The sequence below is a fragment of the Aerosakkonema funiforme FACHB-1375 genome, from assembly GCF_014696265.1.
In the GTDB taxonomy this organism is placed as follows: domain Bacteria; phylum Cyanobacteriota; class Cyanobacteriia; order Cyanobacteriales; family Aerosakkonemataceae; genus Aerosakkonema; species Aerosakkonema funiforme_A.
Genome location: NZ_JACJPW010000098.1, coordinates 1 through 22,415, shown reverse-complemented (window position 1 = coordinate 22,415; position 22,415 = coordinate 1). Strand labels below are relative to the sequence as shown.

The window sequence follows — 22,415 nt, the reverse complement described above, 5'->3', positions numbered from 1 at the left end:
GATCTTTTAATTCTAAGCTAAGAGCTTTTGTTAAGCTACCATACCTAATGCCATAAAATATCTCTTTGGGTAGACTTTTTTGCCAAAATAATATGCTTGTAGCGATCGATACACCTATTTTTAGGATTGCACACTAAAAAGGAAGCATCGCTAACATAAAAACGGTTATCTCAAACGAGTCACTGACAAAATTGTACAAAGGAAGTCCTTACATATGGCAGATGCACCGCAAAATCAGTCTCCTCACCATGTTGTAATAGTCGGTGGCGGCTTTGGCGGACTTTATGCTGCCCAGGCACTCGGTCGCGCATCGGTGAAGGTGACTTTAGTCGATAAACGCAATTTTCATCTGTTTCAACCGTTACTTTACCAAGTCGCCACCGGTAGTCTATCTCCAGCTGATATTTCCTCACCCCTCCGCGCTGTACTGAGTAAGGATAGAAATACGAAAGTGCTGCTGGGAGAAGTAAAAGATATTGACCCGCAACAGCAAAAAATATTCTTGCCCAATGAAGAACTGACTTACGATACATTAATTGTTGCTACTGGCGTCAGTCACCATTATTTTGGCAACGAGCAATGGGCAACGGTAGCACCGGGATTGAAAACAATAGAAAATGCCTTAGAAATTAGGCGTCGCATTTTCTGGGCATTTGAAGCGGCAGAAAAAGAAAAAGATGCAGAAAAACGGCGTGCTTGGTTGACGTTTGCGATCGTAGGTGGAGGGCCGACTGGTGTAGAATTAGCTGGTGCGATCGCAGAACTTGCCTTCAGCACGCTCAAAAAAGATTTTCGCGATATCGACACCACAGAAACTAAAATATTGTTGTTGGAAGGAGCCGATCGCATTCTCCCTCCCTACTCACCGGAATTATCCGCAAAAGCTTTATCGGCTCTGGAAAAATTGGGAGTGACCGTACAAACAAAAACTATTGTAACAGATATTGGTAACAATATTATCACGACAAAACAAGGCGATCGCATCGAAGAAATTCACGCTCGAACAATATTATGGGCTGCCGGTGTCAAGGCTTCTAAAATGGGAAAAGTTTTAGCCGAACGCACAGGTGCAGAACTCGATCGCGTCGGTCGCGTAGTCGTCCAACCGGATTTAAGTATACCCAATTATCCTAACATTTTTGTAATTGGGGATTTGGCTAGTTTTTCCCATCAAGATAACAAACCCCTACCCGGTATCGCACCCGTCGCTATGCAGGAAGGCGAATATGTTGCCAAACTAATTAAAAAGCGACTTGCTGGTCAAACTGCTCCTACTTTCCGTTACGTCGAGACAGGTAGCTTAGCCGTGATCGGACGAAATGCTGCTGTTGTAGACTATTGTCATTTTTTTATCCCTAAAGTCCTTCACGAAATTCCGAATTTCAACCATAAATTCAATCTCTTTTTCTGTCTGGGCTAACATTTGCTCTAAAGGATTAATTCCTAACTTAGTTGCTTGTCGGTATTCAGATACTAATGCACCTTCTGGCGTATTTTTGGCCAATCTGAGTTCTTGTTTTAGGTTTTCATATTGTTTTTTTAGGACGAAATTTTGTTGCTCCAAAATCTGACATTGGCGCGTTAAATCATCTTCACTGAAACTATCAATGTCTTCTCCAGCCAAATGTTGCTTCTCAATTTCCAGTAGCTTAGCCAAATCATTTTCTTGATAAGCTCGATTAAGTTCTTTCATGATTTCGGTGTGACGCATTTGGCTTTCGCTATCTGTCACTTTATCGGGGTGAAAAATTTCTGCTAGCCTCAAAAATGTTTGCCGGATTTTTCTGGATTCTTCAGTTTTGGTAGTTTGTTGTTCGAGGTGGTTATGAGATTGCCGATCGCTAGAAGTAGAGTTTTGATAAAAATTATTCTCTTGTTCTTCTGGCTCAAATAGTTGGTCTAATTCTGGGTCTGTCTCTTCTTCAATTGGTTTAGCACTGATTAATCCGCTAAACTGTAAACTTCGATAAAGCGCCAAAATATCTTGCTTCGTTTTTTGTCCCAATTTCCTAGTAGTTAGGATTTCATTGAATAAAGCGTGAATTTCCCGATCGATTTCAGTTACTTTCTGAAATTCAGGTGCTATGCGATGAAAAATCTGCGTAGCCACAGAGCGCATTTGTTCGACAAAGTTCTGCAATTCAGTTCGTTTTTTCTTAATCTGTTTCAGTAGCCATTGATGCTCTTTATCTAACGCATCAGCACGAAGGCGCTGTTCGGAAAGAGCTAACGTTATGGATGATGGAGTAGAGGTGTGGGACGGTTGTTTTTTGCGTGGCATTGTCAAGTGATGGGGATTAACATAAAGTTAATTGTAACCAAGGATGTAGTTCAGTGAATTGCAGTGCAATCGGGTGAATTACACTGCAATTCACTGCAAATATTCCCTCACTCACCACTACCTACCACTGGAATCAAATATTGCGTCAGTGTAAAGGCATCAACTCCCAACTCAGTCCTTTCTTGTGCTGCTAAGATCCCAGCTTGCGCGTGCCACCAAGCACCTGCTGCTACTATCTCTGCAAGAGACACAGGCGAGACGCCTGTGCCACAAGAACAAGCGGATGATTGCGCTACAAGTCCTCCCAGCAATCCAGTTAGGACGTCGCCGCTACCACCACGGGCTAAGGCTGGTGTGCTTTCGGGCACAATAAATACGGAACCGTCAGGAGTTGCGATCGCAGTTCTCGCACCTTTTAAAAGTACGATCGCACTACTTAAGCGAGATGCTTCTCTCACCGCATTTACTCTGTCTTGTGTTGAATCTGGTAAATCTGGAAACAAACGTTTGAATTCACCAGTATGGGGTGTCAGGATAGTTAATGCTTGCCGCTTTGATAGCTTGGGGATGGTTCCCATTTGGGCGAGAATATTCAAACCATCGGCATCTAAAAGTAGGGGAATATCGCTGTCTAGAACAAGCTTTGCAACAGAAGTAGCGTCTTTTGTCAAGCCAGGGCCACAAGCGATCGCATTATACGATTCCAAATCAATTCCTTCTAGCAAATGAGAAATTGCACCGCTTTCTGTTTCCGGACAACCTATTATCAACGCTTCCGGTAAATGAGATACTAACAGCGGTTTAATCGATTCCGGTACGGCAATTGAGAGCATCCCCACACCACTCGCTCTTGCTCCCAATGCAGTTAAAATCGCTCCTCCAGCATAGCGACGCGAACCGCAAATTAGGAGCAAATGCCCCATTTTATATTTATGGGTAACTGGCGGACGAGTGAGGGGCAAATGTGCGAGGGCAAATGCTTTCGTCACGCGCTGAATTTGCGGTGTTTCCCCCAGTATTGCTGCGATATCTGCCAGTGGAATATCAAAATCAATTAATTCAGCTTTGCCGACATATTCTAATGCTCGATCTTGCAATAATCCCTGTTTCCACAAACCCAAACAAAGGGTATGAGTGGCGCGAATTGCCGTTCCCAATACCTCACCAGTATCGGTGTGTATGCCAGAAGGCAGATCGATACTAATAATTGGTTTAGCTAATTGGTTGATTTGGTTAATTGCAGAAGCAATTGGGTCTGATATTTCTCGTTCTAATCCAAATCCAAACAACCCATCTATGATTAGATCGCAATCTTTCAGTAAGTTATTATCGATCTGCTCGTAGAAAGGAATTCCTAAACTTTTCGCGTATTGAGCGTGTTGGGAAGTTAGCTCTTTGAGCTTTGGAAACGGACAATAAATCCCAACAATAAAACCTTGGAAATGTAACTCGCGAGCAACTACCAACGCATCGCCACCATTGTGACCGGGCCCAACTAAAATAGTAACTTTTCGGAATTGGGGAGGGAAGTTTTTGTAAAGGGGGGAAGTATTGGGGGGATAATTTTTCGGTGTGGCCAAAATACTTGCACCCAAATGCTTCACCAGTCCCCCGTCGCCGATGATGCGATCGACGATCGCACCCGCCACTTTTTCCATTAAAGCAGCAACTGGCATCCCAGCAGCAAAAATGCGCCCTTCGATATCGCGCATTTGCTGGGCTGTGACTGTCACTTGTTGAATCTGTTCTAGCCTGTTCATAGATTTTAGATTCTTAATTCTAAATTGTAGCTCAATCTAAAATCTAAAATCTAAAATCTAAAATTGCTAGCTACCGTAGAAAAGCTGTGCATTGCTGAGGCCAAAATCTTTGAGATATCGCTGCCATCGCTCTGCTGTTTTGCGATCGGCGAATGGCCCTACCATTACAAATGGCTCATTAGAGTTTTCTATTTGGTAAATTCCTCTCTCCGTTGCCAAACTAGGAGCCATTCGTCTGACTTGAGCTTCAATTAAATTTAATTCTGCTTCACTGCATGAAATCATTACCCCATAGTAATTCCTTGTCAATGAATTAGAACGGGTTTGATTATTATTTGCCACTAACTGCGTGCGACTTTGATTCTGGTAAATATCTCCAATTACTTCAATAGTAGAAGCATCATTGGAAAATTGAGTAGTATCCAGAACGCTCACATCGCCGACAATTTCCGCCAATATGCCCCTTTCTCGCAGCTCGTTAACAAGCTCTTGCGCCCTAGCAGCACTTGAATATTGGCCTGCAACAATCACTGTTTGTTCGCTTCTTTTATCCCATCCGAAAGTTGCGTTGGATGCTTCTTCTTGAACTATATCTAAAAGACCTGGGTTACTTACGATCACAGAAAATTGAGATGTTCGCCTAGTAAGAATGCTGCCTAATTCAGCAGAAAAGCCCTGTTCTCGCAGGTAGGCGCGGGTTTCTTCTGCTTCCCACTGTTCGCTGTAGGCTCCCACTTGAATGACATCTTTTCTGCCATAGTGCATCTTCGTGGCGTCGGGGACAAAGCTCTGAACCTGTTGTAGGAGGCTATCGTTATATCTAGGTATATAAACTACATAGCTTTGATAATCGCACTGCCTGGTTTCACATTGAACTCTCCTGTTCCTGTTACTGTTACTGTTACTGTTCCTGTTTCTGTTTCTGTTCCTATTCCTGTTCCTGCTGCTGTTCCTCCTCTGAGCCAGTACTTCTGGGGAGTTATTTTGTTGCAAAGTGGGTGGCGGTGGTGCTGGTGTTTGCAAAAGTCGTTGTGCAACTAATATATCGTTGGGAATCGCTTCTGCTCCAGCCATTGTTTGAGGAGCGAGCGCTAGAGCGATACCGCTAATTAGCAGTGGTGCTAGGGGTGTAACGACTGCCGTATTTAATAGTCTCGCTTTATGCAAATGCCGATTTCGATCGCGTGGGTTTAGCTTCATAGCAAATTTCTATCCTTTTTGTTATTTAAGCACTCGGACGGGCAATTTTATAGCCTATTAACACATACAACTCTATTCTCTGCGATCTTGAATAGCTGCTGGGAGCGATCGCACCACAGTTGCGCGAGTGTTAACTTAGAGGTAACAGTAGTTGCTTCCTGCAAGATTTGAGTCATTTTTGGTTCCATGAACAAAGTAGTCGTTGGCCTCTCCGGTGGCGTTGATAGTTCAGTTGCAGCAGCGATCCTTCATCATCAGGGATATCAAGTGGAAGGCTTGACCCTTTGGCTGATGAAGGGGAAGGGTCAGTGCTGCTCTGAAGGGATGGTCGATGCGGCTAGAATTTGCGAACAGCTCGGTATTCCCCATCACATTGTCGATAGCCGCGATGTCTTCCAGGCCAATATTGTGGACTATCTGGTAGCGGGTTATAGCGACGGAATCACCCCGTTGCCTTGTTCCCAGTGCAATAAGGCGGTGAAGTTTGGCCCGATGTTGCAATATGCACGGTCAAATCTCGGTATTGACAAAATTGCCACGGGTCACTACGCCCGGATTAGTTACAATGCCCAAACCGATCGCTACCAATTGCGGCGAGCTGTTGACCTGAATAAGGATCAGACGTACTTTTTGTACGATTTGTCGCAGGAATTGCTGGCTGGCTCGGTATTTCCCCTGGGAGAAAAGCACAAGACCGAAACGCGGCAAATTGCGGCAGAATTTGGCTTGAAGACTGCCGATAAGCCGGAAAGTATGGATTTGTGCTTGGTGGAAAGCAATGGTTCGATGCGGGCGTTTCTGGATAAGTACATCGCTCCGAAAAAAGGCGATATTGTCGATCGCTCTGGCAAGGTGCTGGGTCACCACGATGGTATCCATCACTACACGATCGGTCAGCGGAAAGGATTGGGTATTGCGGCGGCGGAACCGCTGTACGTGATCGGATTGGATGCGGTAAACAATCGGGTGATTGTGGGCGATCGCAATTGTGCCGATCGAACAGAATGTACCGTGCAAAGGGTAAACTGGGTGTCGATCGCGCCACCCTCTGCACCCATCCGCGCCGAAGTGCAGATTCGATATCGATCGCCCGCCGTACCAGTTACGGTAATTCCTTTGTGGGAGGACGGGCAAGATGCCCATCCCACAAGAGTTAAGCTGGTGTTTGACGAACCGCAGTTCAGCATCACCCCCGGACAAGCCGCAGTTTGGTACGACGGCGATATTCTGCTAGGTGGTGGCATCATCGAAAGATAAAAGTAGGGTGGGCATTGCCCACCTTATTTTACTATTGAGGCAAATAAAATGGCTTATAGTGATTTCACTTTGAGCGAACTGCTAAAAATATTTGACTTAACCATTAAGGAAATATTAGATTTATTTGCTGCTGTTGAAGAAGTAGAGTGCAGCGAATATCTAGCTTTTTATCTCAAAGAAAATATTGCCTTAGCTGTTGCTATCAATACAGAAAAAGCTCGTTCTGAAATGATAATCGCCCCCATTTTGCTGGAAGTTAGAAGGCGTTTAAATTATCAAGTGAGTTTGTTTTCGGGGGTAGATTTTAACGTAGACAACGAAAGAGGATTAAATGGAGTTTGCGATTTTTTATTTAGTCGATCGACAGAACAACTTTTCATTCGCGCTCCCGTAATTAATATTGTAGAAGCAAAGAACGAAAATTTAAAATCTGGTTTCGGTCAGTGCGTGGCTGAAATGATAGCAGCGCAATTGTTTAACGAGAGAGAGGGAAATGGAATTAAAACAATTTATGGTGTGGTTACAACAGGAACGGTTTGGAGGTTTTTGAAATTGGAAGGGAAAGTAGTGCATATCGACTTGACTGAGTATTATATCAAAGATGTGAATAAAATTTTAGGTATTTTGTTAACTGATTTTCAGCAATAATCAATTTTAAATATATATGTCGCAGCCAAAAATTACCTCACTAACTCCAGAACAAGAAGCGCTGATTCCTGTTTATCGGGAAAAGTGGCTGCGAATTGCACTTTCAACCGAGCCGATCGATAAAGAAAAAGCTGCGGAAGCTGTCACTGAAGCGTATGTTTTGATTGGCAGAAAAAAACCACATATCATTTTTTGCGATAGCCCTTATGCAGTAGATAAAACGCGAGAACAATTGGTGAAAGGATTGTCTTTACCTCAATTAATAAATTCGGTTTCAAATGAACTAGAATCAGAACTATGGGATAAGCTAGTAGGGCAATTATGGGAAGAATTAACAAGTAGGATTACAAATAAATTAGAAGCGCGGATTTGGGAAGACCTAGAAGAAACGATAGGTACAGAATTAATAGAACAATTTGACTTTGATGACTTGATTAATCCCGAAGAATTGGCCAAATGGTGTACTTGGATTGACTTTTGTATTTCTGTTTTAAATTTAAGTTACTCTAGTAAAACAGAATGGATATTATTGCAGAATTTAATTAAAAGCTGTTGGATAATTTGCACTTATCAAGAAGTAGCCATTATTTGCGATCGACCTCGCATTCTCTCCTTCGATAATCAAAATCGCCTCCACGCTGAAGGTTCAGCCGCGATTCAATATGCTGATGGTTTCAGCTTTTATGCCTATCATGGTGTAACCTTACCAGAAAAATATGGAAAATTGCATCCAAATCAGTGGCAAGCAAAATGGCTTTTAGAAGAAAAAAACGCCGAATTGCGACGAGTATTGATTCAGGGAATCGGTTACAGTCGCATTTGCCAAGAATTACAAGCGATCGAACTAGATTCTTGGCAGGAATACACTTTACTAAAAATAGATAGCAATGTCGATATCGAACCGATTTATTTATTAAAAATGACTTGTCCCAGTACAGGGTTCATCCACGCCTTGCGAGTACCGCCAAATGTTGAATCTGCACGCGAAGCAATCACATGGGTAAATGGGGGAATTGACCCAGAAGAATTTTCCCTGCAAACTTAACTCGGTAAAGGACTTTCCCCATTCTGAAATTTTTTAAATAGGTTGAAGAAGTTATCCAACGCATCTCTTTCATCGGCAGAATAAAAAAGAATGATACTATCCCATCCGTGCGAAGATGTTATTTTAAATCTTTCCTGTATCCAATCTTGAAATTTAGGCTCTTCCGTACTTAGTGTGCTAATTTAACTTAAATTTATCCTCAAGGCTTTGCCCCGTAAAGCTTTGAGATTATTTACATCCAAAGTTTACCCTATCGCATTACAGTACAAGTGCGATCGCCTTGAAATCGCAGCGAGCTTGGGTTTAGGGTACTAAAAAACAAATGATTTGGCACACTAAGTACGGAAGAGCCGGTTTTCATAATGCTAGCGATCGCTCTAATTTGGGCAATTCGATCGGCACTAATTTGAGTGATGTTTACCTCCTTTTTAAGCTCGGCTACAAGTAGAATACCCTAACTGAAATTATTGCCGAACTTCAACTCGATCGCAAAGTACTAATTAATGTTGATATCGAGCCGATAAATTTGTTAAAAAAGATCTGCTAGAGCCCAGGATTCATCAACGCATTCAGGGTGTCGCCAGATGTTGAGTTGGCTTGCGAAGCGATTGGCTAGGTAACCTGGGGAATCGACCCAGAAAAATTTTCCGTGGAAACGCGGACATTTGCCTGTGCTGAAAAGCGCTCAGAGCTTGGTAGGATGAATCCTTGCAGCTAAAAACTAAAATCCTCTCATCCAAAATCCTTGCAGCTAAAAACTAAAATCGATATGAGTCATCTTCCAGACTGGATTGCGCCTCACGGTGGCGAACTGATCGATCGCATTGCCACACCCGAACAAAAACAAGAATTTCTCTCCAAAGCCGACTTTCTGCCAAGAGTGCAACTGGATGAGAGAGCAGTTTCCGACTTGGAAATGATTGCGATCGGTGCCTTTAGTCCCCTGACCGGCTTCATGGAACAAGCAGATTACGAGTCAGTCGTTGCCAATATGCGGCTGGCAAACAATCTCGTGTGGTCAGTTCCCATCACCCTACCCGTCACAGAAGAAGTTGCCTCCACCCTCAAAGAAGGCGACTTGGTACGCCTGGATAACCCCACAGGTCAGTTTATCGGCGTCCTGCAACTAACCCAAAAATATCAGTACGATAAAAACCGCGAAGCGATAAACGTCTACCGCACCGATGACAGCAAACATCCAGGCGTAAAGGTGGTATATAACCAAGGGCCAATCAATCTAGCTGGGCCAATCTGGTTGCTGCAACGCGACCCCCATCCCCTATTTCCCAAATACCAAATTGACCCCGCCGAGTCGCGGCGATTGTTTAAAGAACACGGCTGGAGGACAGTTGTAGGCTTCCAAACGCGCAATCCCATCCATAGAGCCCACGAATACATTCAAAAATGCGCTTTAGAAACAGTAGATGCCTTATTCTTGCATCCCCTCGTCGGTGCAACCAAAGACGATGACATTCCCGCCGACGTGCGGATGCGCTGCTACGAGGTTTTGCTGGAACGCTACTTCCCCAAAGACCGCGTGATTCTGGCGATCAACCCGGCGGCGATGCGCTACGCTGGGCCGAGAGAAGCCATTTTTCACGCGATGGTTCGCAAAAACTACGGCTGCACTCACTTCATTGTCGGACGCGATCATGCCGGCGTGGGAGATTACTACGGCACTTACGACGCTCAACATATTTTTGACGAGTTTGAGCCATCCGAATTGGGTATTGTGCCGATGAAGTTTGAACACGCTTTCTACTGCACCGTCACTCAGGGTATGGCGACGACCAAAACTAGCCCCAGCACTCCAGAACAGCGCATCCACCTGTCGGGAACGAAGGTACGGGAGATGCTGCGTAGGGGCGAACTGCCGCCGCCGCAGTTCTCCAGACCGGAGGTAGCGGCTGAATTGGCGCGGGCGATGCACCAGTAGTTATAAGTTATGAGTTATGAGTTTTCCATAAAAAGCGATTTTTTAACTGGAAACTCGTAACTCTTATACCGACTCTTGGTAGGCTGATAACCGATCCTAGAAGGCGATAGCTGAAGATGAAGCGACGCAGTTTTTTGGCACGAGCTGGCTGGGTACTGGCAGCTCTGGGTGTGGGGGAAGCTGGACTGGTGGCAACAGGAAATCGCTACTATCAGGTGTTGGCGCAACCGACTCCTCGCAAGTTAGCGCTGCTGGTGGGTATTAACCAGTATTCTGGGAGTTCGCTGACAGGTTGTCTGACGGATGTGGAACTGCAACGGCAACTTCTGATACACCGATTTGGTTTTCAGCCCAGCGATATTCTGGTTTTAACCGATCGACAAGCTACGCGGCAAAATATAGAAACGGCTTTCATCGAACATCTCACTAAGCAGGCGCAACCGGATGATGTGGTGGTTTTCCACTTCAGCGGTTTTGGCAGTCGTGTGGAAGCGGAAAGCATTGAAGGAGAAGAATCATCAATCCCAAATCCCAAATCCCAAATCGAAAATTTATTGCTGCCGGTAGATGCAGTGCTGGCAACAAAAACTGAGCCGACAATCAACGCTTTACGGGAAGAAACGCTGCGATCGTTGTTGCGATCGCTCAATACCGATAACGTGACAGCGATACTGGATACGAGCTACAGCGATGCGGGTACTTTACTTTTGGGGAATTTGCGAGTGCGATCGCAATCCCAGCAACCCCCTCTTCTTCTGAGTTCCCAAGAACTAACTTTGCCAGAACAACTCCAAGACACAAAGCTGAAAACTTCTATACCGGGAGTAATCTTAGCAGCAGCGGGATTGACTCAACAGGCATTTGAGGAGCAGTTGAATGGTGTAGGGATTGGTTTGTTTACTTACGCTTTGACTCAATATCTCTGGCAAGCTACCCCCGCAAGTACGGTTCGAGTCAGCTTGAGTAGCGTGACGAGAGCGCTCGCACAAGTGGTGGGAAACAAACAGGAATCCATAATAAATTATCAAAATAATGCCGATCGCATATTGTCGCCCTATCATCTCATCCCGGATCGGGAAACAGCTGATGGTGTGGTGAGAGCAGTAGAAGACGATGGCAAAACAGCACTTTTGTGGTTGGCGGGACTGCCGATAACAGTTCTGCCTTCCTATGGAGTGAATTCTGTTTTGACTTTATTACCCTTACCGGGTTCGGAAACCGCTGTCAATCAACTACCGCAACTTTCAATTCGTTCTCGCGAGAATTTGATGGCAAAGGCGCAAATCTTACCATCTTCAACTAGCGAAGCTTACCAATTGCAACCGGGGCAACTGGTGCAAGAAGCGATCCGGGTTCTGCCCCGCAATGTAGACTTAATGGTGGCGATCGATGCTAGTTTGGCACGCATTGAGCGAGTGGATGCGATTAGTGCTTTTTCTGGGATTGCCAATGTGTCATCAGTGGCGGCGGGCGAACAACCTGCGGATTGCGTGTTGGGTCGAGTGCAAAGGAGGGGACTGGTAACTGGAGAGAAGTCTTCCCCATCTTCTGTGAGCAATTCGCAATCACTTATCTCCTATCCTCAATACGGTTTATTTTCCCCCGGTGGGAATCTTCTACCCAATACAGAGGGAGAAGTGGGGGAAGCAGTCAAGACGGCGGTACAAAGATTGTTCCCCAGACTGCAAACGCTGCTGGCAGCTAAGCTGTTGCGTTTGAGCGAAAATGAAGCATCTTCGCGCTTGGGAGTGCGGGCAACTCTAGAGATGATTGCCCCCAGGAAAGAGGTGCTGATCGAACGAACAACGCAGCGAGCTCCTTGGCTGGCACCTGCAATTGAGTCCAAATTTAATGGAATGGGAAATGGGGGAGTTGTCAGTGTGCCGATCGGCAGTCGCATCCAGTATAGACTTCACAATTACAGCAATGCGCCTATTTATTTTATGTTGCTGGGGATCGATAGCAGCGGTGCCGCGATCGCTTTAATCCCTCCACAATCTTCTCCCAATCTCGATGGCTCTCCAACTAACCCTCTACAGCAGCAGGCGATCGGTCAGGGCGAGACTATCATCTTACCAGATATTTCCAGTCCTTTTAAATGGATTGTCCAAGGCCCAGCAGGACTGGTAGAAATGCAAATGGTTTTGAGTCGATCGCCTCTCGATCTAACTCTTGCTACTCTGGAAAATACGCAGCATCCCAGAGGAGAATTTCAACGCCTCGGCGTGTTGCTCAGTCCCTTGGAAGTGGCGCGAGCAGTTCTGCAAGATTTGCACAAAGCCAGTCTTCCTGCTGCCGACATTATGGCGGCATCTCCGGATAACTTCGCCTTGGATGTAAATGCCTGGGCAACTCTCAGTTTTATTTACCAGATAGTTTGAGTCAATTCAAATCGGATTTGAGATTTTTTATTCAACAGGACTTATGCAGAAATTCGAGTTCTTAACGTAATCAGGTTATTTCAGCTTGAGAGGGAGAATGAGAAATCAGGTTTCTTCAGCGCTTGCGAATAAATCCTGTTCGATCTAAAATCTCAAATCTCAAATATGAAATTTCAACTCGATCGTAACAGCAACAGATGAAATTTAGTTAGGATATTCTTAATTATTTTTGACTTTTTTAACTCCGATCCTCTCGCAATTATATGAAGCTTAAATTTTGGCTTGCCTGCGCTATTGTCTCTGTCAATATCAACATTGCTGCTGTCGCTGTCGATCGACAAAATACCATGCCGGCATTATTGGCACAAGCCAAGGGAGCGCCTGCAATTTCTCCGACTGAGCGGCAGGAACTGCAACAACTGCGGTTAGAGAAGGAAATACGCGATCGCGTTCAGGCGGAAGTCGATCGTGCCTTTAGCCGCTTGACAACTTCGATGGATCTATTGCTATTTGCGATCGCCCTGTTTCCTGTTGTGACCGCTCTTGCTGTTTGGCTTCTCCGCCGCAGCTCGATCGACCAAATAGTTTCTGAAACCAGAGCGCAATTGCAGAAAGAAGCCCAAAAACAACTAACAGCAGAGATAGCCGATGAATTTTCCAAACAAAGCGCGATTTTTACACAAGAAATCGAAAATTTAGAAGCTAAACTTATAGCTTACATAACCAGTCAAACTGGAGCGATATATTTTAAAGAACAGGAAGATGTACCTATCCACGCAACGGCAAATTTGCCAGTTGAAACAGAATTCAACGTGCCAAATATTGCCGCAGCAATTGAAATAGAAGCAGACAATAGCGAAGCACAAGAGCGAATGCCAGCGCAGATTTCAAATGAGCAATTTGAATCGGGAGAACAAGTTGAAGATTCTTTATCTGTTACGACCCAGGAAGTATTAAATGCCAACGATTATTTAGAGCGAGGTAACGAACATTTTGCTGCCGGTCGCTACGTAGAAGCAAATAACAGCTATAACCAAGCTGTGAAACTCGATCGCGACTTGCCGTCAGCTCGGTATCAAAATGCTAGAGCTTATGCTATGCGAGGCAGTATAAATGCAGCGGTTGGCAACTTGCAATGGGCAATTGATGTGGAGCCGACTTATAAGGAAATGGCTAAAAGTGACTCGGCTTTTGATGAAATTCGCGAAAGTGAGCAGTTTCATAAAGTAATTGAGGAATAGCTCCCCAACCACAGGTTGTAGTTTGAGGAGCTATACTGGGATTGGTGAAATTGAGGAAGGGCAATGAATGCAAAATTGATTGCGATCGCCACAAGTAGCACCCTGATGATAGCTAACACCAGTACTGCCTTAGCCGAACAACCCTACAAAACTAGCGGTAACCAAGTTGTCGTCACACAACTGCAACCTCGACAGACTTATTTGGTTCAGACAACCGATACTAGCGGTAAGGAGGATTCCATCTATGTGACTACTAATGAGTGCGGTTACGTCATGATAAATAATGGAGGTAACTATCAACGTCTCACTATTAATAACGAAACCATCAGACCCTTTGCTCTCGCAAGCAAACCTTACCCATCCTGCAATCCCAGACTAAATCCCAGGAATTCTAATACACAACAACAACAATCGTCGGATAGATAAACCTGTTCATAAATATTTTTGCAACAACAATCCCAACTTTTCTTTTGTAGCAGTAGGAACCTTATCCAGGGGGGTAACAATCGCGTATTTCAAGGCTGAGTGAGCTTCTGATGGGGGAGGATTTTCTGCCAAACGCCGCACCGTTTCTTGAATGGCTTTTTGAGCATTCACGCCATTGCGTTGCAGATTGGCAATCACCATTTCTACAGTCACACTATCATGAGCTGGATGCCAGCAATCGTAATCGGTAACTAAAGCTAAAGTTGCATAGGCGATTTCTGCTTCCCTAGCTAATTTCGCCTCTGGCAAATTCGTCATCCCGATTACAGTCGCACCCCAACTGCGGTAGAGACGGGACTCTGCTTTAGTGGAAAAAGCTGGCCCTTCCATACAAACATACGTACCGCCACGGTAGAGGGTCAGATCCGGTAGCTTTAGGCTAGCAACGGCATCCGTTATAACGGCAGCTAAATTTTTACATACTGGGTCGCCAAAAGCAATGTGGGCTACAATTCCTTCCCCGAAAAAGGTGGAAACTCTATTTCTAGTGCGATCGATAAATTGATCCGGCACTACCATATCTAGAGGTTTAACCTCCTCCTTGAGAGAACCGACAGCTGAGGCCGAGATTAAATACTCGACCCCCAGCTGCTTCATTGCATAGATATTAGCCCGGAATGGCAGTTCTGACGGTAAAAGAGTATGATTCCGACCGTGACGTGCTAGGAAAGCAACCCGCGTCCCTTCTAGAGTTCCCAGAATTAAAGCATCGGATGGTGGCCCAAAGGGCGTATCAATTTGTACTTCTTCTACATCTTTGAGCGCGTCCATTTTGTAGAGTCCACTACCGCCGATAATTCCTATTTTTGCCTGAGCCATGCTATTTACCTTTGATTTTGTGTAATGCCAAGATATTTTAGCGATAAATAGCTACAGACATAAGACTTGGTTAGTTTGTCGGTGACCTATATCACCTGAGTAGCAGGATATTTTCACAAAAAATTCATAATTTCATCACCAAACAATGTTTGAAAGTGTCTGATATTGGGAATACTGAGGTGGGTTGGATATGTTTATTGCTTGTTTAATGATGGCAGCTAACGCTAGTTTACCCAAAGTCGCAGTAGAACAAGTCATAGAGCGGATTTTTGCCCTTCGTCAAATTAGTAGGGCTGACCAACGTCTATTGATGTCTGCTTTATTATCTAAAAATTCTCTGGGCGAAACAGAACACAAACAAATTAATCGAGTTTTTGACGCTCTGCAAAAGGGATTGCTCAGAGTGGTTGATTGAAATAGATAGTTTAACTCCATATTATCAGTAGTACCACCAAGCCAATGCAAGTCATTGGCTTGTGTTGCTTTTGATATGTGCGATCGCATTTTCACTCAAATTAGCCTTTAGCTTTTCTGTAACTTTAATAATTATTACATATAAATACTTATGTCTACCGAGCTTGGCTAAATGTATTTACCGAATTTACCTGATTTTCATTAATCAAATCAAGTGGAATTTGCCGAATATTGCATTTTTTCTAACCTAATGCACGCATCACCAAAATTGTCAACGATAAAGAGCGCATTTTTTGTAAATTTTTCGCATTTTCGAGGGGATTATTTGAAGTTAAACTAGAGGCAGAGTTTACCTCCAAAATTGATAATTTGCTCTGTTCAATCTTCTCCTTGCAATAGCCAAAAGCCACTGTAAGTCATTCCGGAATCATCAGGCTGCACTAATAAAAAGTGCAAACCTCTACTTAGGAGCAAACGTGCTTCGTACATCTGTGCAGCTGCGGAAACTTCTTCATCTTCAAAAGTCGCAACGATCCACCTGTCGTTCAGTCCGGCTTCCAATACTAAACCATTGGGCGGACCTGGTATATAGTTAAGAGAGACTGGTTTGGATTCTTGTATCCAGCGAGCTATTTGCATCGCTCGCCTTCCCCCATCAATTACCACACCGGGAACTGCAACTGTTGATGCAATTCCGAGATTTATGGGTAAGAGAAATTCTGGCATTTCTACAATTGGTACAAGTCGATCGGTAAATCTTTCTTGAATATCCCCTGCATTAAGGGTCGCAAATCGCCAGCGTTCTCCCCAAAATCTTTCTGGTAGGGGTATTGGGGGTGGTTTCTCGATTGCTAGGGGAGTATAAGGTTCGCCGCTGTAACCTTCCATACTAGGGTATTGTTCGGCTCTTTCTTGCAACCATTGCTTTAAAGTGTGAGTGCGGCGCGTTGCTTCTACCGGAATTCCCAGCTGCTTTCCACTTGCTTCCATTAAACCTAAAGACTGGGGACGAAAAACTTGTATTAACTCTGGCAGATTTTTATAAGAGCTAGCTGCGATCACTAACTGACAAACAATCCAATCGGGAGTGACTTCGGACTGAGGACAAAAGGCACTATAAGTTAAACGGCGCGATCGATCGCAAATCAGTAACTCCCACAATGCACTCCCGACTTCATCCTGCAACGGACGGCGATAAAAATCAATTTGCCAAATGCTCATTGGTGATTGATGAAAAGGTGATTGGTGAAAAGGTCACTTGATATCTCTACCAGTACCACATTTGAGGACAAAGCGATCGTTCCCCAAATAGTTTAAAACCACATTGTTGCCATCGTCGCTATCTAGAGTATCATCTCCTTGAGAGCCGAGCAAGGTATCGTTAACAATACTTCCTCGAAAATTAAGCTAGAGTTTCCGGGCCTATTCCCAGCGATCGCTGAGATATAATCAAGCAATGGTATCGGGGTCTATGCCGAGACTACGCAATCTTTCTGCCAACAAATCAGCCCGTTGTTCTGCTTGTTGACGGCGCTGTTGTTCTGACAAAGCTTGTTGTTCTGCTTGTTGACGCCCCTGCTGTTCTGACAAAGCCAGTTCCTCCGGCGTTAAGAGGCGCTGTCCTTGTCGATCGTACCAATAAAGCCACTCTCGCGTTATGCCCTGATAAGTTCCTCTTTCACAACCAATTCCCAAACTTATTTCTGCTAGCCAAATTGGATTTCCTGACTGCAATTCGTATTTGTTATTAACCAAGCGATGCACTTCCAAACGCTGCTTTTTACGGCGCAAGGGATTATAAATAACGTAGAACAATGCACCCAAACTGGCATACTCTTGCATTTTGGTGCTGTATTCTCCCCGATGAGTTTGGGAAACTACTTCTAACATTAGAATAGGAACTCGCTCTTCTTCCCAAATTGCGTAGCTGGGGCGTAAATTTTCATCTATAATTCGTTCTACTCCCAAACTCAAAAATCCATCCGGTACAAACGGAGGTTTTTCGCCGTGATAATATACTCCCATATCAATGCCAAAAAACCAATCTGTTCCCTCCGACCATAGCATTGCTAATGTCGCTTTGAGCAAGCTGGGAATCAAATCTTGCAGTTCGTTATCCACAGGAGTATCGTCCGAGTCAGGTAACTCTTCAGTAGAAGGCCAATATCGTTGAAAGTCGTACTTTAACATAGTAAAAATGTAAATAAAGCTCTTAGTTTTGTCAATGCAATTTTTACGAACTATTTGTAGTATAAAATAACTATTGTCTAATTTGTCGGGCGAGCGAGATACCTTGCTCTTAATTATCACTTTTCGTGCATTTTGTCAATATTTAAGTTCCCAGAGCCGATACAGTAAACTAAATGTCGGTCTCCAGTCCTCTTAAGCATACTTATCAATATGCCTGCCGATAACCTCCCAGTCGCACAATCTCCGCAAACCTTGTCAGTCAGCGATTCAACGAATAATAAGGAATTGATAACCGATCCCCAAAGTTTAAAAATCGCCTTGGCAACAAAGCTGAAAACTATGACTGGCGTTCACGGAGAATTCCTCTTTCCTTGCGTGCCATCAATGCTGCAAGAATATTTGCAGACCCTTGTAGGTTTGCTAAACCTTTTAGGGCAAAACCCGACGCCAGAACATATCGATAATTTGCGTCAGTTAATCGAAAAAGGTATATCAGAGGGATTTCGCCTTTCATCTCATGCGCGGTTAATAGTCAGCTACCAACTAGCGGAAGCAAATAAAGGTTTAGCTGGTGGAATTACGATTAACACAAAAGTTCATGTAGAATCGCTGAGCGATAAATATCAAACTTGGCCGCAAACTAGACCGGAACCTTTATTCGGCAGTCATCCAGATGCGAAAGTAATGGCAGTTGCTTCCCAATTAGGCAAACCTGAGAATGTGCCTGTTTTGGATGTAGGTGCGGGAACGGGTCGCAATAGTTTACCTTTGGCAAAATTGGGACATAGTGTGGATGCGATCGAACTCACGCCCATTTTTGCAGAAAAATTGACGGAGGCGGTAAAAGCCGAAAATTTGTCCATCAAAGTGATTCAAGGGGATATTTTAGACCCGCTATTGCGGATGAGGGCAGCTAATTATAAATTGGCGATCGCATCCGAAGTTCTCTCTCACTTCCGCTACAGCGACCAAGTGCGCTTGTTCTTGGCTAAAATGTGCGATTGCTTGCCAAGCGGAGGGTTGCTTTTATTCAGTGCTTTCCTAGCAGTAGATAATTACCAACCGGATAACTTTGCGCGAGAAATGTCCGATATCTCTTGGTGTTATATCATCACGCGAGATGAACTGAATTCGGCAATGGAAGGTTTGCCATTGGAAATGATATCCGATGAATCGGTAATAGAATACGAACAAAATCATCTGCCTAAAGAAGCATGGCCTCCCACAGGTTGGTTTCTCAGTTGGGCGACGGGTCGGGATTTATTTCCCATTCAACAAAATCCACCAATGGAGTTACGTTGGCTCTTGTTGAAACGAAGGTAGTTTAATAGAAAAGCTTTGCGATTTTTGATATTTTCGATCGACTGCGAAAAAGCGAACACCAGCAGAAAGAAGAATCAGGAGTGATTGCGGGGCGCGATCGCCTTGTCATCGCCATATATCGAGACATTTGGAAGTTGGCTGCATTCTTTCCAAAATAGTACCCCTTATGGGTACTGTCACAGCCTGACTGCGTTTCTAGAATCAAAGTAATCAGTACTTAGGCAGATGCTTTATGAAGCAACTTCCCTAAGTTGAAACTTTTAAGACAAAGCATAAAAGACGATTTGCGTTATGGAACTTTTTCAGATTGACGAAAAAGGTCAGTTATTTATTTCGCCTGATATAGATGACTGGCAGCCGATTGCAGCACATGATATAAATGTTATTTTCGATCTTGACGGCGACCTCGATATAGGCGTCCCCTCTATATCCGATCGCATACTTTACATCTATTTCCCGTTTGAAGATAAAGACCTGCCCGATCTAGAAAAGCTACACTCGATCGCTAGATTGGGTGCCAGTTTGATCGGAAGTGGGCATAGAGTGCTATCTCATTGCGGTATGGGTCACAATCGTTCTGCTTTAGTAGCTGGGTTAATCCTGACATACCTCGGTTTGACCGGTGCGGAAGCTGTAGCGCTTTTACGTCAAAAGAGACGAGGCGCACTTTATAATAAAAACTTTGCTTCCTATCTTATTACTATGCCTTCAATGAGTTCTACTCACTTAGAATTTAGTAAGGCAGAAGCAGCATAGACTCTTGTTTGATAAGTACTCTACAGAATGGAACGGTGCGTTAGCGAGAGCGTAACGCACCCTACAATTTAGAGGAATTTACGACAAATTAGGCGCTGGCGCTGGCTAAAATTGGTTCAATTGTGGCTGCACTCTGGGGCGCGTAGATTTGCGTTACGTAATCTGCAATCATGCGATCGGTATTGAAAGCAGGTGAGTTAGTTTTGATCGATTCCTTCATCATCTTGACCCAACCGTGGGGAACGCCATCTTTATCTTGGTTGTAATAGAGAGGCACAATTTCCTCTTCTAATAAACGATAAAGAGATTCCGAATCGATGCGATCTTGCAACTCTTGATCGCTGGTGTGTGCATCTTCGCCAATTGCCCAACCGTTTGTACCTTTACCTTTGGCATCGGCAATGTAACCTTCGCACCACCAACCATCTAAAACGCTGCAATTAATACCGCCATTAAAGCAGACTTTTTGACCGCTAGTACCGGAAGCTTCCAAAGGACGGCGGGGGTTATTTAACCACACATCCACACCTTGCACGAGTTTCTGTGCGGTGTAGATATCGTAATTTTCGATAAAGGCGACGCGATCGCGAATTGCCGGATGCTTGCACCACTCCATCAAGCGCTGAATAACCCGCTTACCTTGTTCGTCAGCTGGGTGAGATTTGCCAGCGAAGATAATTTGCACAGGACGTTCCGGATTGCCAAAAATCTTCAAAGCACGTTGCGGATCTAGCAATAGCAGATAACCGCGTTTGTAAAGACTGAAACGTCGTGCAAAACCGATCGTCAGAACATTGGGATCTAACAGAGAATCTGCAATCTCGATAAAATCCGGATCTTCCTCTCGGCGTACTCGCGATGCTTTAATGCGAGAACGGGTGTGTGCGATCAATCGTTCTTTGAGAGTTTGGTGTCGCCACCAAATCTCTGCATCGGGAATTTCGTCTACCTTCGCCCACATCTTGGCATCAGCGGCGCGAGTTGACCAATCTTCACCTAAATATTCGCAAAACAAATCTGCTATTAAAGGAGCTGTCCAGGTGCGTGCGTGAACGCCGTTGGTAATGTGACCGATCGGCACTTTGTTTTCCGATTTGTCAGGATAGAGGATATTCCACATTTTGCGGGAAACTTCGCCGTGCAGTTTGCTTACCCCGTTAGCGGCGCGACACATCCGCAATGCTAAAACGGTCATCCCGAAAGGTTCCCAAGGATCTCCCAAACGACGAGCTCCCAATGCGAGGAACTGATCCCGTTCTAAACCTAATTGCGGCCAATAATGGGCGAAGTAGGAGTCCATCAAGTCGGGAGAAAAAGCATCGTGTCCGGCGGGAACGGGAGTGTGGGTGGTGAAAACGCAAGACTCGCGCACCGACTCTTCCACATCGTAGAAAGATTTACCTGTGCGTTGAATTTCTTCTCGCGCAATTTCCAATGTGCAGAAAGCGGCGTGTCCTTCGTTCATATGATAAACGGAAGGTTTGATTCCCACTGCGGTTAAAGCTTTGACGCCACCAATACCGAGTACGACTTCTTGGGCGATGCGGGTGTCTTGGTTACCGCCGTAGAGGTGTCCGGTCAACCAACGATCGATCGGGTCGTTGTCTTCGCGATCGGTATCCAACAAGTACAGTTTAACCCGACCTATGCGTGCCAGCCAAACTTGCACTTTGACAGTGCGCTGCCGAATTTCTAAACTAACAGTTATCGGTTCGCCGCGATCGTCTTTCAGCAGTTCGATCGGCATTTCCTCAAACGGATTATCGTCGTAGTGTTCCTCTTGCCAGCCGTGACGGTTCAAGGTTTGATGGAAGTAACCTTGACGGTACAGCAATCCTACACCGACTAAAGGCACACCCAAATCCGAGGCAGACTTGAGGTGATCTCCTGCTAAAATTCCCAAACCGCCGGAATAGATGGGCAAAGATTCGTGGATGCCGAATTCGGCGCAGAAGTAGGCAACCGGGTTTTTGTAGGTAATTTTCGGTGCAACGCGATTCGCCCAAGTATCGGTTTCCGTCATGTAGCGATCGAACTGTTCGGCAAGTGCTTTCACCCGCTTGATGTAAACCGGGTCATTTGCCAGCTGGGTCAGTCGCACGTAGCTTGTAGATTGTAGCACGGCAACTGGGTTATGTTTGGACTCGTGCCACATTTGGGGATCGATGTTGCGAAACAAAGATAAGCGATCGCCCGTCCAACTCCACCAGTAGTTATAGGCAATGTCTGCCAATCGCTTTAGAGGAAACGGCAACTTCTCGCGTAGCTTTTCGATCGGGTTTGTAGAACTGACATTCGCCATAATTAACCTTTTTTTGATTTTCCTGCGCGTCGGACTGGCTCATTAAACCAATATCATCGAGTCGTCTTCTTGTGTTGAAAGCTCTTCAAGAATCAGAGCAACTGGATGAACTTATCCGCTACTTGGATGTTTCGCGCCTCTGGCTGAAATATAGCATTGTGAACTACCTACATCGCCGCAAGCGGTCGATGTAGGCTTCCAGCTTCAACGGATGTCGCCTTCTTCCCCTTACGGTTGGTTGGTCTTATACTTCCTCCACTGGCAGTACCGGGGGTAAATACAGTTGCCAAAAATCTAGCTAATTCTGCTCAATCTTAGTCATATTGATAGCTAAATAGCAATAATGAGCAATTTTTGGCGAGGGAGTTTTTGAGAA

Annotated in this window: 21 protein-coding genes; 12 read left to right on the top strand and 9 right to left on the bottom strand. The window is 44.8% G+C overall.

The genetic code is table 11. From position 1 onward, the window contains the following. The first annotated feature begins 214 nt into the window (after nucleotides 1–214). The gene (locus tag H6G03_RS28375) at nucleotides 215–1,420 is read left to right on the top strand and encodes an NAD(P)/FAD-dependent oxidoreductase (protein ID WP_190472171.1); all 1,206 of its coding nucleotides are present in this window, start codon (nucleotides 215–217) and stop codon (nucleotides 1,418–1,420) included. Here the strand turns inward: H6G03_RS28375 and H6G03_RS28370 are convergent. The 4 genes from H6G03_RS28370 to H6G03_RS39010 form a co-directional block, all read right to left on the bottom strand. Continuing rightward, a complete protein-coding gene (locus tag H6G03_RS28370; RefSeq protein WP_190472169.1) occupies nucleotides 1,301–2,281 on the bottom strand; it encodes a molecular chaperone DnaJ in 981 nt (326 codons plus the stop codon). The genes H6G03_RS28375 and H6G03_RS28370 overlap by 120 nt on opposite strands. 107 nt (nucleotides 2,282–2,388) lie before the next feature. Further along, entirely contained in the window at nucleotides 2,389–4,041 is a 1,653-nt protein-coding gene (locus H6G03_RS28365) for an NAD(P)H-hydrate dehydratase (RefSeq protein WP_190472166.1), read from the bottom strand. Nucleotides 4,042–4,107: 66 nt separating this feature from the next. After that, nucleotides 4,108–5,241, bottom strand: a complete 1,134-nt coding sequence (locus tag H6G03_RS28360) for an SPOR domain-containing protein (protein ID WP_190472163.1) — start codon at nucleotides 5,239–5,241, stop codon at nucleotides 4,108–4,110. A gap of 47 nt (nucleotides 5,242–5,288) precedes the next feature. Further along, the gene (locus tag H6G03_RS39010; protein WP_255512293.1) at nucleotides 5,289–5,417 is read right to left on the bottom strand and encodes a hypothetical protein; all 129 of its coding nucleotides are present in this window, start codon (nucleotides 5,415–5,417) and stop codon (nucleotides 5,289–5,291) included. Between the two features lie 10 nt (nucleotides 5,418–5,427). Between H6G03_RS39010 and mnmA the strand changes: the two genes are divergently transcribed. From mnmA to H6G03_RS28325, 8 genes are all read left to right on the top strand, one after another. Further along, a complete protein-coding gene (gene mnmA, locus H6G03_RS28355; RefSeq protein ID WP_190472160.1) occupies nucleotides 5,428–6,498 on the top strand; it encodes a tRNA 2-thiouridine(34) synthase MnmA in 1,071 nt (356 codons plus the stop codon). Between the two features lie 48 nt (nucleotides 6,499–6,546). Then, a complete protein-coding gene (locus H6G03_RS28350) occupies nucleotides 6,547–7,146 on the top strand; it encodes a hypothetical protein (protein WP_190472157.1) in 600 nt (199 codons plus the stop codon). Between the two features lie 16 nt (nucleotides 7,147–7,162). Continuing rightward, nucleotides 7,163–8,191: a DUF6745 domain-containing protein gene (locus H6G03_RS28345; protein ID WP_190472153.1), complete on the top strand. Its 1,029-nt coding sequence runs from the start codon at nucleotides 7,163–7,165 to the stop codon at nucleotides 8,189–8,191. Nucleotides 8,192–8,513: 322 nt separating this feature from the next. Further along, complete coding sequence (locus H6G03_RS39005; protein ID WP_255512292.1) at nucleotides 8,514–8,639, top strand: hypothetical protein; 126 nt, start codon at nucleotides 8,514–8,516, stop codon at nucleotides 8,637–8,639. 321 nt (nucleotides 8,640–8,960) lie between these two features. Beyond that, nucleotides 8,961–10,127: a sulfate adenylyltransferase gene (sat, locus tag H6G03_RS28340; RefSeq protein WP_190472150.1), complete on the top strand. Its 1,167-nt coding sequence runs from the start codon at nucleotides 8,961–8,963 to the stop codon at nucleotides 10,125–10,127. 116 nt (nucleotides 10,128–10,243) lie between these two features. After that, complete coding sequence (locus H6G03_RS28335; protein WP_190472146.1) at nucleotides 10,244–12,508, top strand: caspase family protein; 2,265 nt, start codon at nucleotides 10,244–10,246, stop codon at nucleotides 12,506–12,508. A 263-nt stretch (nucleotides 12,509–12,771) separates the two neighbouring features. Further along, nucleotides 12,772–13,749 (top strand): TPR end-of-group domain-containing protein, encoded by a 978-nt coding sequence (locus H6G03_RS28330; protein WP_190472143.1) that lies wholly within the window; start codon nucleotides 12,772–12,774, stop codon nucleotides 13,747–13,749. Between the two features lie 63 nt (nucleotides 13,750–13,812). Then, nucleotides 13,813–14,175 carry a hypothetical protein gene (locus H6G03_RS28325; protein WP_190472140.1) on the top strand — a complete coding sequence of 121 codons (363 nt, stop codon included), beginning with the start codon at nucleotides 13,813–13,815 and terminating at the stop codon, nucleotides 14,173–14,175. Between the two features lie 6 nt (nucleotides 14,176–14,181). Here H6G03_RS28325 and H6G03_RS28320 read toward each other — a convergent pair whose 3' ends face one another. Next, complete coding sequence (locus tag H6G03_RS28320) at nucleotides 14,182–15,054, bottom strand: S-methyl-5'-thioadenosine phosphorylase (RefSeq protein WP_190472137.1); 873 nt, start codon at nucleotides 15,052–15,054, stop codon at nucleotides 14,182–14,184. 190 nt (nucleotides 15,055–15,244) lie between these two features. Between H6G03_RS28320 and H6G03_RS28315 the strand changes: the two genes are divergently transcribed. Then, nucleotides 15,245–15,469, top strand: a complete 225-nt coding sequence (locus H6G03_RS28315; protein ID WP_242056982.1) for a hypothetical protein — start codon at nucleotides 15,245–15,247, stop codon at nucleotides 15,467–15,469. 377 nt (nucleotides 15,470–15,846) lie between these two features. Here H6G03_RS28315 and H6G03_RS28310 read toward each other — a convergent pair whose 3' ends face one another. From H6G03_RS28310 to H6G03_RS28300, 3 genes are read right to left on the bottom strand one after another with little or no spacing between them, the layout of a single operon-like run. Beyond that, complete coding sequence (locus H6G03_RS28310) at nucleotides 15,847–16,689, bottom strand: Tab2/Atab2 family RNA-binding protein (protein ID WP_190472134.1); 843 nt, start codon at nucleotides 16,687–16,689, stop codon at nucleotides 15,847–15,849. 33 nt (nucleotides 16,690–16,722) lie between these two features. Next, nucleotides 16,723–16,857: a hypothetical protein gene (locus tag H6G03_RS28305; protein WP_322111991.1), complete on the bottom strand. Its 135-nt coding sequence runs from the start codon at nucleotides 16,855–16,857 to the stop codon at nucleotides 16,723–16,725. Nucleotides 16,858–16,917: 60 nt separating this feature from the next. Further along, complete coding sequence (locus H6G03_RS28300) at nucleotides 16,918–17,658, bottom strand: Uma2 family endonuclease (RefSeq protein WP_190472128.1); 741 nt, start codon at nucleotides 17,656–17,658, stop codon at nucleotides 16,918–16,920. A 210-nt stretch (nucleotides 17,659–17,868) separates the two neighbouring features. On the opposite strand from H6G03_RS28300, the gene H6G03_RS28295 reads away from it, so the two are divergent. Together H6G03_RS28295 and H6G03_RS28290 are read left to right on the top strand one after the other, a co-directional pair. Next, the gene (locus H6G03_RS28295) at nucleotides 17,869–18,981 is read left to right on the top strand and encodes a class I SAM-dependent methyltransferase (protein ID WP_190472126.1); all 1,113 of its coding nucleotides are present in this window, start codon (nucleotides 17,869–17,871) and stop codon (nucleotides 18,979–18,981) included. Between the two features lie 291 nt (nucleotides 18,982–19,272). Then, on the top strand, nucleotides 19,273–19,737 hold the full coding sequence (locus H6G03_RS28290) for a protein-tyrosine phosphatase family protein (protein WP_190472123.1): 465 nt from the start codon (nucleotides 19,273–19,275) through the stop codon (nucleotides 19,735–19,737). A gap of 88 nt (nucleotides 19,738–19,825) precedes the next feature. Here H6G03_RS28290 and glgP read toward each other — a convergent pair whose 3' ends face one another. Next, nucleotides 19,826–22,039 carry an alpha-glucan family phosphorylase gene (gene glgP, locus H6G03_RS28285; protein ID WP_190472121.1) on the bottom strand — a complete coding sequence of 738 codons (2,214 nt, stop codon included), beginning with the start codon at nucleotides 22,037–22,039 and terminating at the stop codon, nucleotides 19,826–19,828. Nucleotides 22,040–22,415 lie beyond the last annotated feature (376 nt).

Excerpts from the sequence above, each read along its gene's own strand:
- H6G03_RS28375 (WP_190472171.1), top strand. The coding sequence starts at position 215 with ATGGCAGATGCACCGCAAAATCAGTCTCCTCACCATGTTGTAATAGTC.
- H6G03_RS28370 (WP_190472169.1), bottom strand. The coding sequence starts at position 2,281 with ATGCCACGCAAAAAACAACCGTCCCACACCTCTACTCCATCATCCATA.
- H6G03_RS28365 (WP_190472166.1), bottom strand. The coding sequence starts at position 4,041 with ATGAACAGGCTAGAACAGATTCAACAAGTGACAGTCACAGCCCAGCAA.
- H6G03_RS28360 (WP_190472163.1), bottom strand. The coding sequence starts at position 5,241 with ATGAAGCTAAACCCACGCGATCGAAATCGGCATTTGCATAAAGCGAGA.
- H6G03_RS39010 (WP_255512293.1), bottom strand. The coding sequence starts at position 5,417 with ATGACTCAAATCTTGCAGGAAGCAACTACTGTTACCTCTAAGTTAACA.
- mnmA (WP_190472160.1), top strand. The coding sequence starts at position 5,428 with ATGAACAAAGTAGTCGTTGGCCTCTCCGGTGGCGTTGATAGTTCAGTT.
- H6G03_RS28350 (WP_190472157.1), top strand. The coding sequence starts at position 6,547 with ATGGCTTATAGTGATTTCACTTTGAGCGAACTGCTAAAAATATTTGAC.
- H6G03_RS28345 (WP_190472153.1), top strand. The coding sequence starts at position 7,163 with ATGTCGCAGCCAAAAATTACCTCACTAACTCCAGAACAAGAAGCGCTG.
- H6G03_RS39005 (WP_255512292.1), top strand. The coding sequence starts at position 8,514 with ATGATTTGGCACACTAAGTACGGAAGAGCCGGTTTTCATAATGCTAGC.
- sat (WP_190472150.1), top strand. The coding sequence starts at position 8,961 with ATGAGTCATCTTCCAGACTGGATTGCGCCTCACGGTGGCGAACTGATC.
- H6G03_RS28335 (WP_190472146.1), top strand. The coding sequence starts at position 10,244 with ATGAAGCGACGCAGTTTTTTGGCACGAGCTGGCTGGGTACTGGCAGCT.
- H6G03_RS28330 (WP_190472143.1), top strand. The coding sequence starts at position 12,772 with ATGAAGCTTAAATTTTGGCTTGCCTGCGCTATTGTCTCTGTCAATATC.
- H6G03_RS28325 (WP_190472140.1), top strand. The coding sequence starts at position 13,813 with ATGAATGCAAAATTGATTGCGATCGCCACAAGTAGCACCCTGATGATA.
- H6G03_RS28320 (WP_190472137.1), bottom strand. The coding sequence starts at position 15,054 with ATGGCTCAGGCAAAAATAGGAATTATCGGCGGTAGTGGACTCTACAAA.
- H6G03_RS28315 (WP_242056982.1), top strand. The coding sequence starts at position 15,245 with ATGTTTATTGCTTGTTTAATGATGGCAGCTAACGCTAGTTTACCCAAA.
- H6G03_RS28310 (WP_190472134.1), bottom strand. The coding sequence starts at position 16,689 with ATGAGCATTTGGCAAATTGATTTTTATCGCCGTCCGTTGCAGGATGAA.
- H6G03_RS28300 (WP_190472128.1), bottom strand. The coding sequence starts at position 17,658 with ATGTTAAAGTACGACTTTCAACGATATTGGCCTTCTACTGAAGAGTTA.
- H6G03_RS28295 (WP_190472126.1), top strand. The coding sequence starts at position 17,869 with ATGCCTGCCGATAACCTCCCAGTCGCACAATCTCCGCAAACCTTGTCA.
- H6G03_RS28290 (WP_190472123.1), top strand. The coding sequence starts at position 19,273 with ATGGAACTTTTTCAGATTGACGAAAAAGGTCAGTTATTTATTTCGCCT.
- glgP (WP_190472121.1), bottom strand. The coding sequence starts at position 22,039 with ATGGCGAATGTCAGTTCTACAAACCCGATCGAAAAGCTACGCGAGAAG.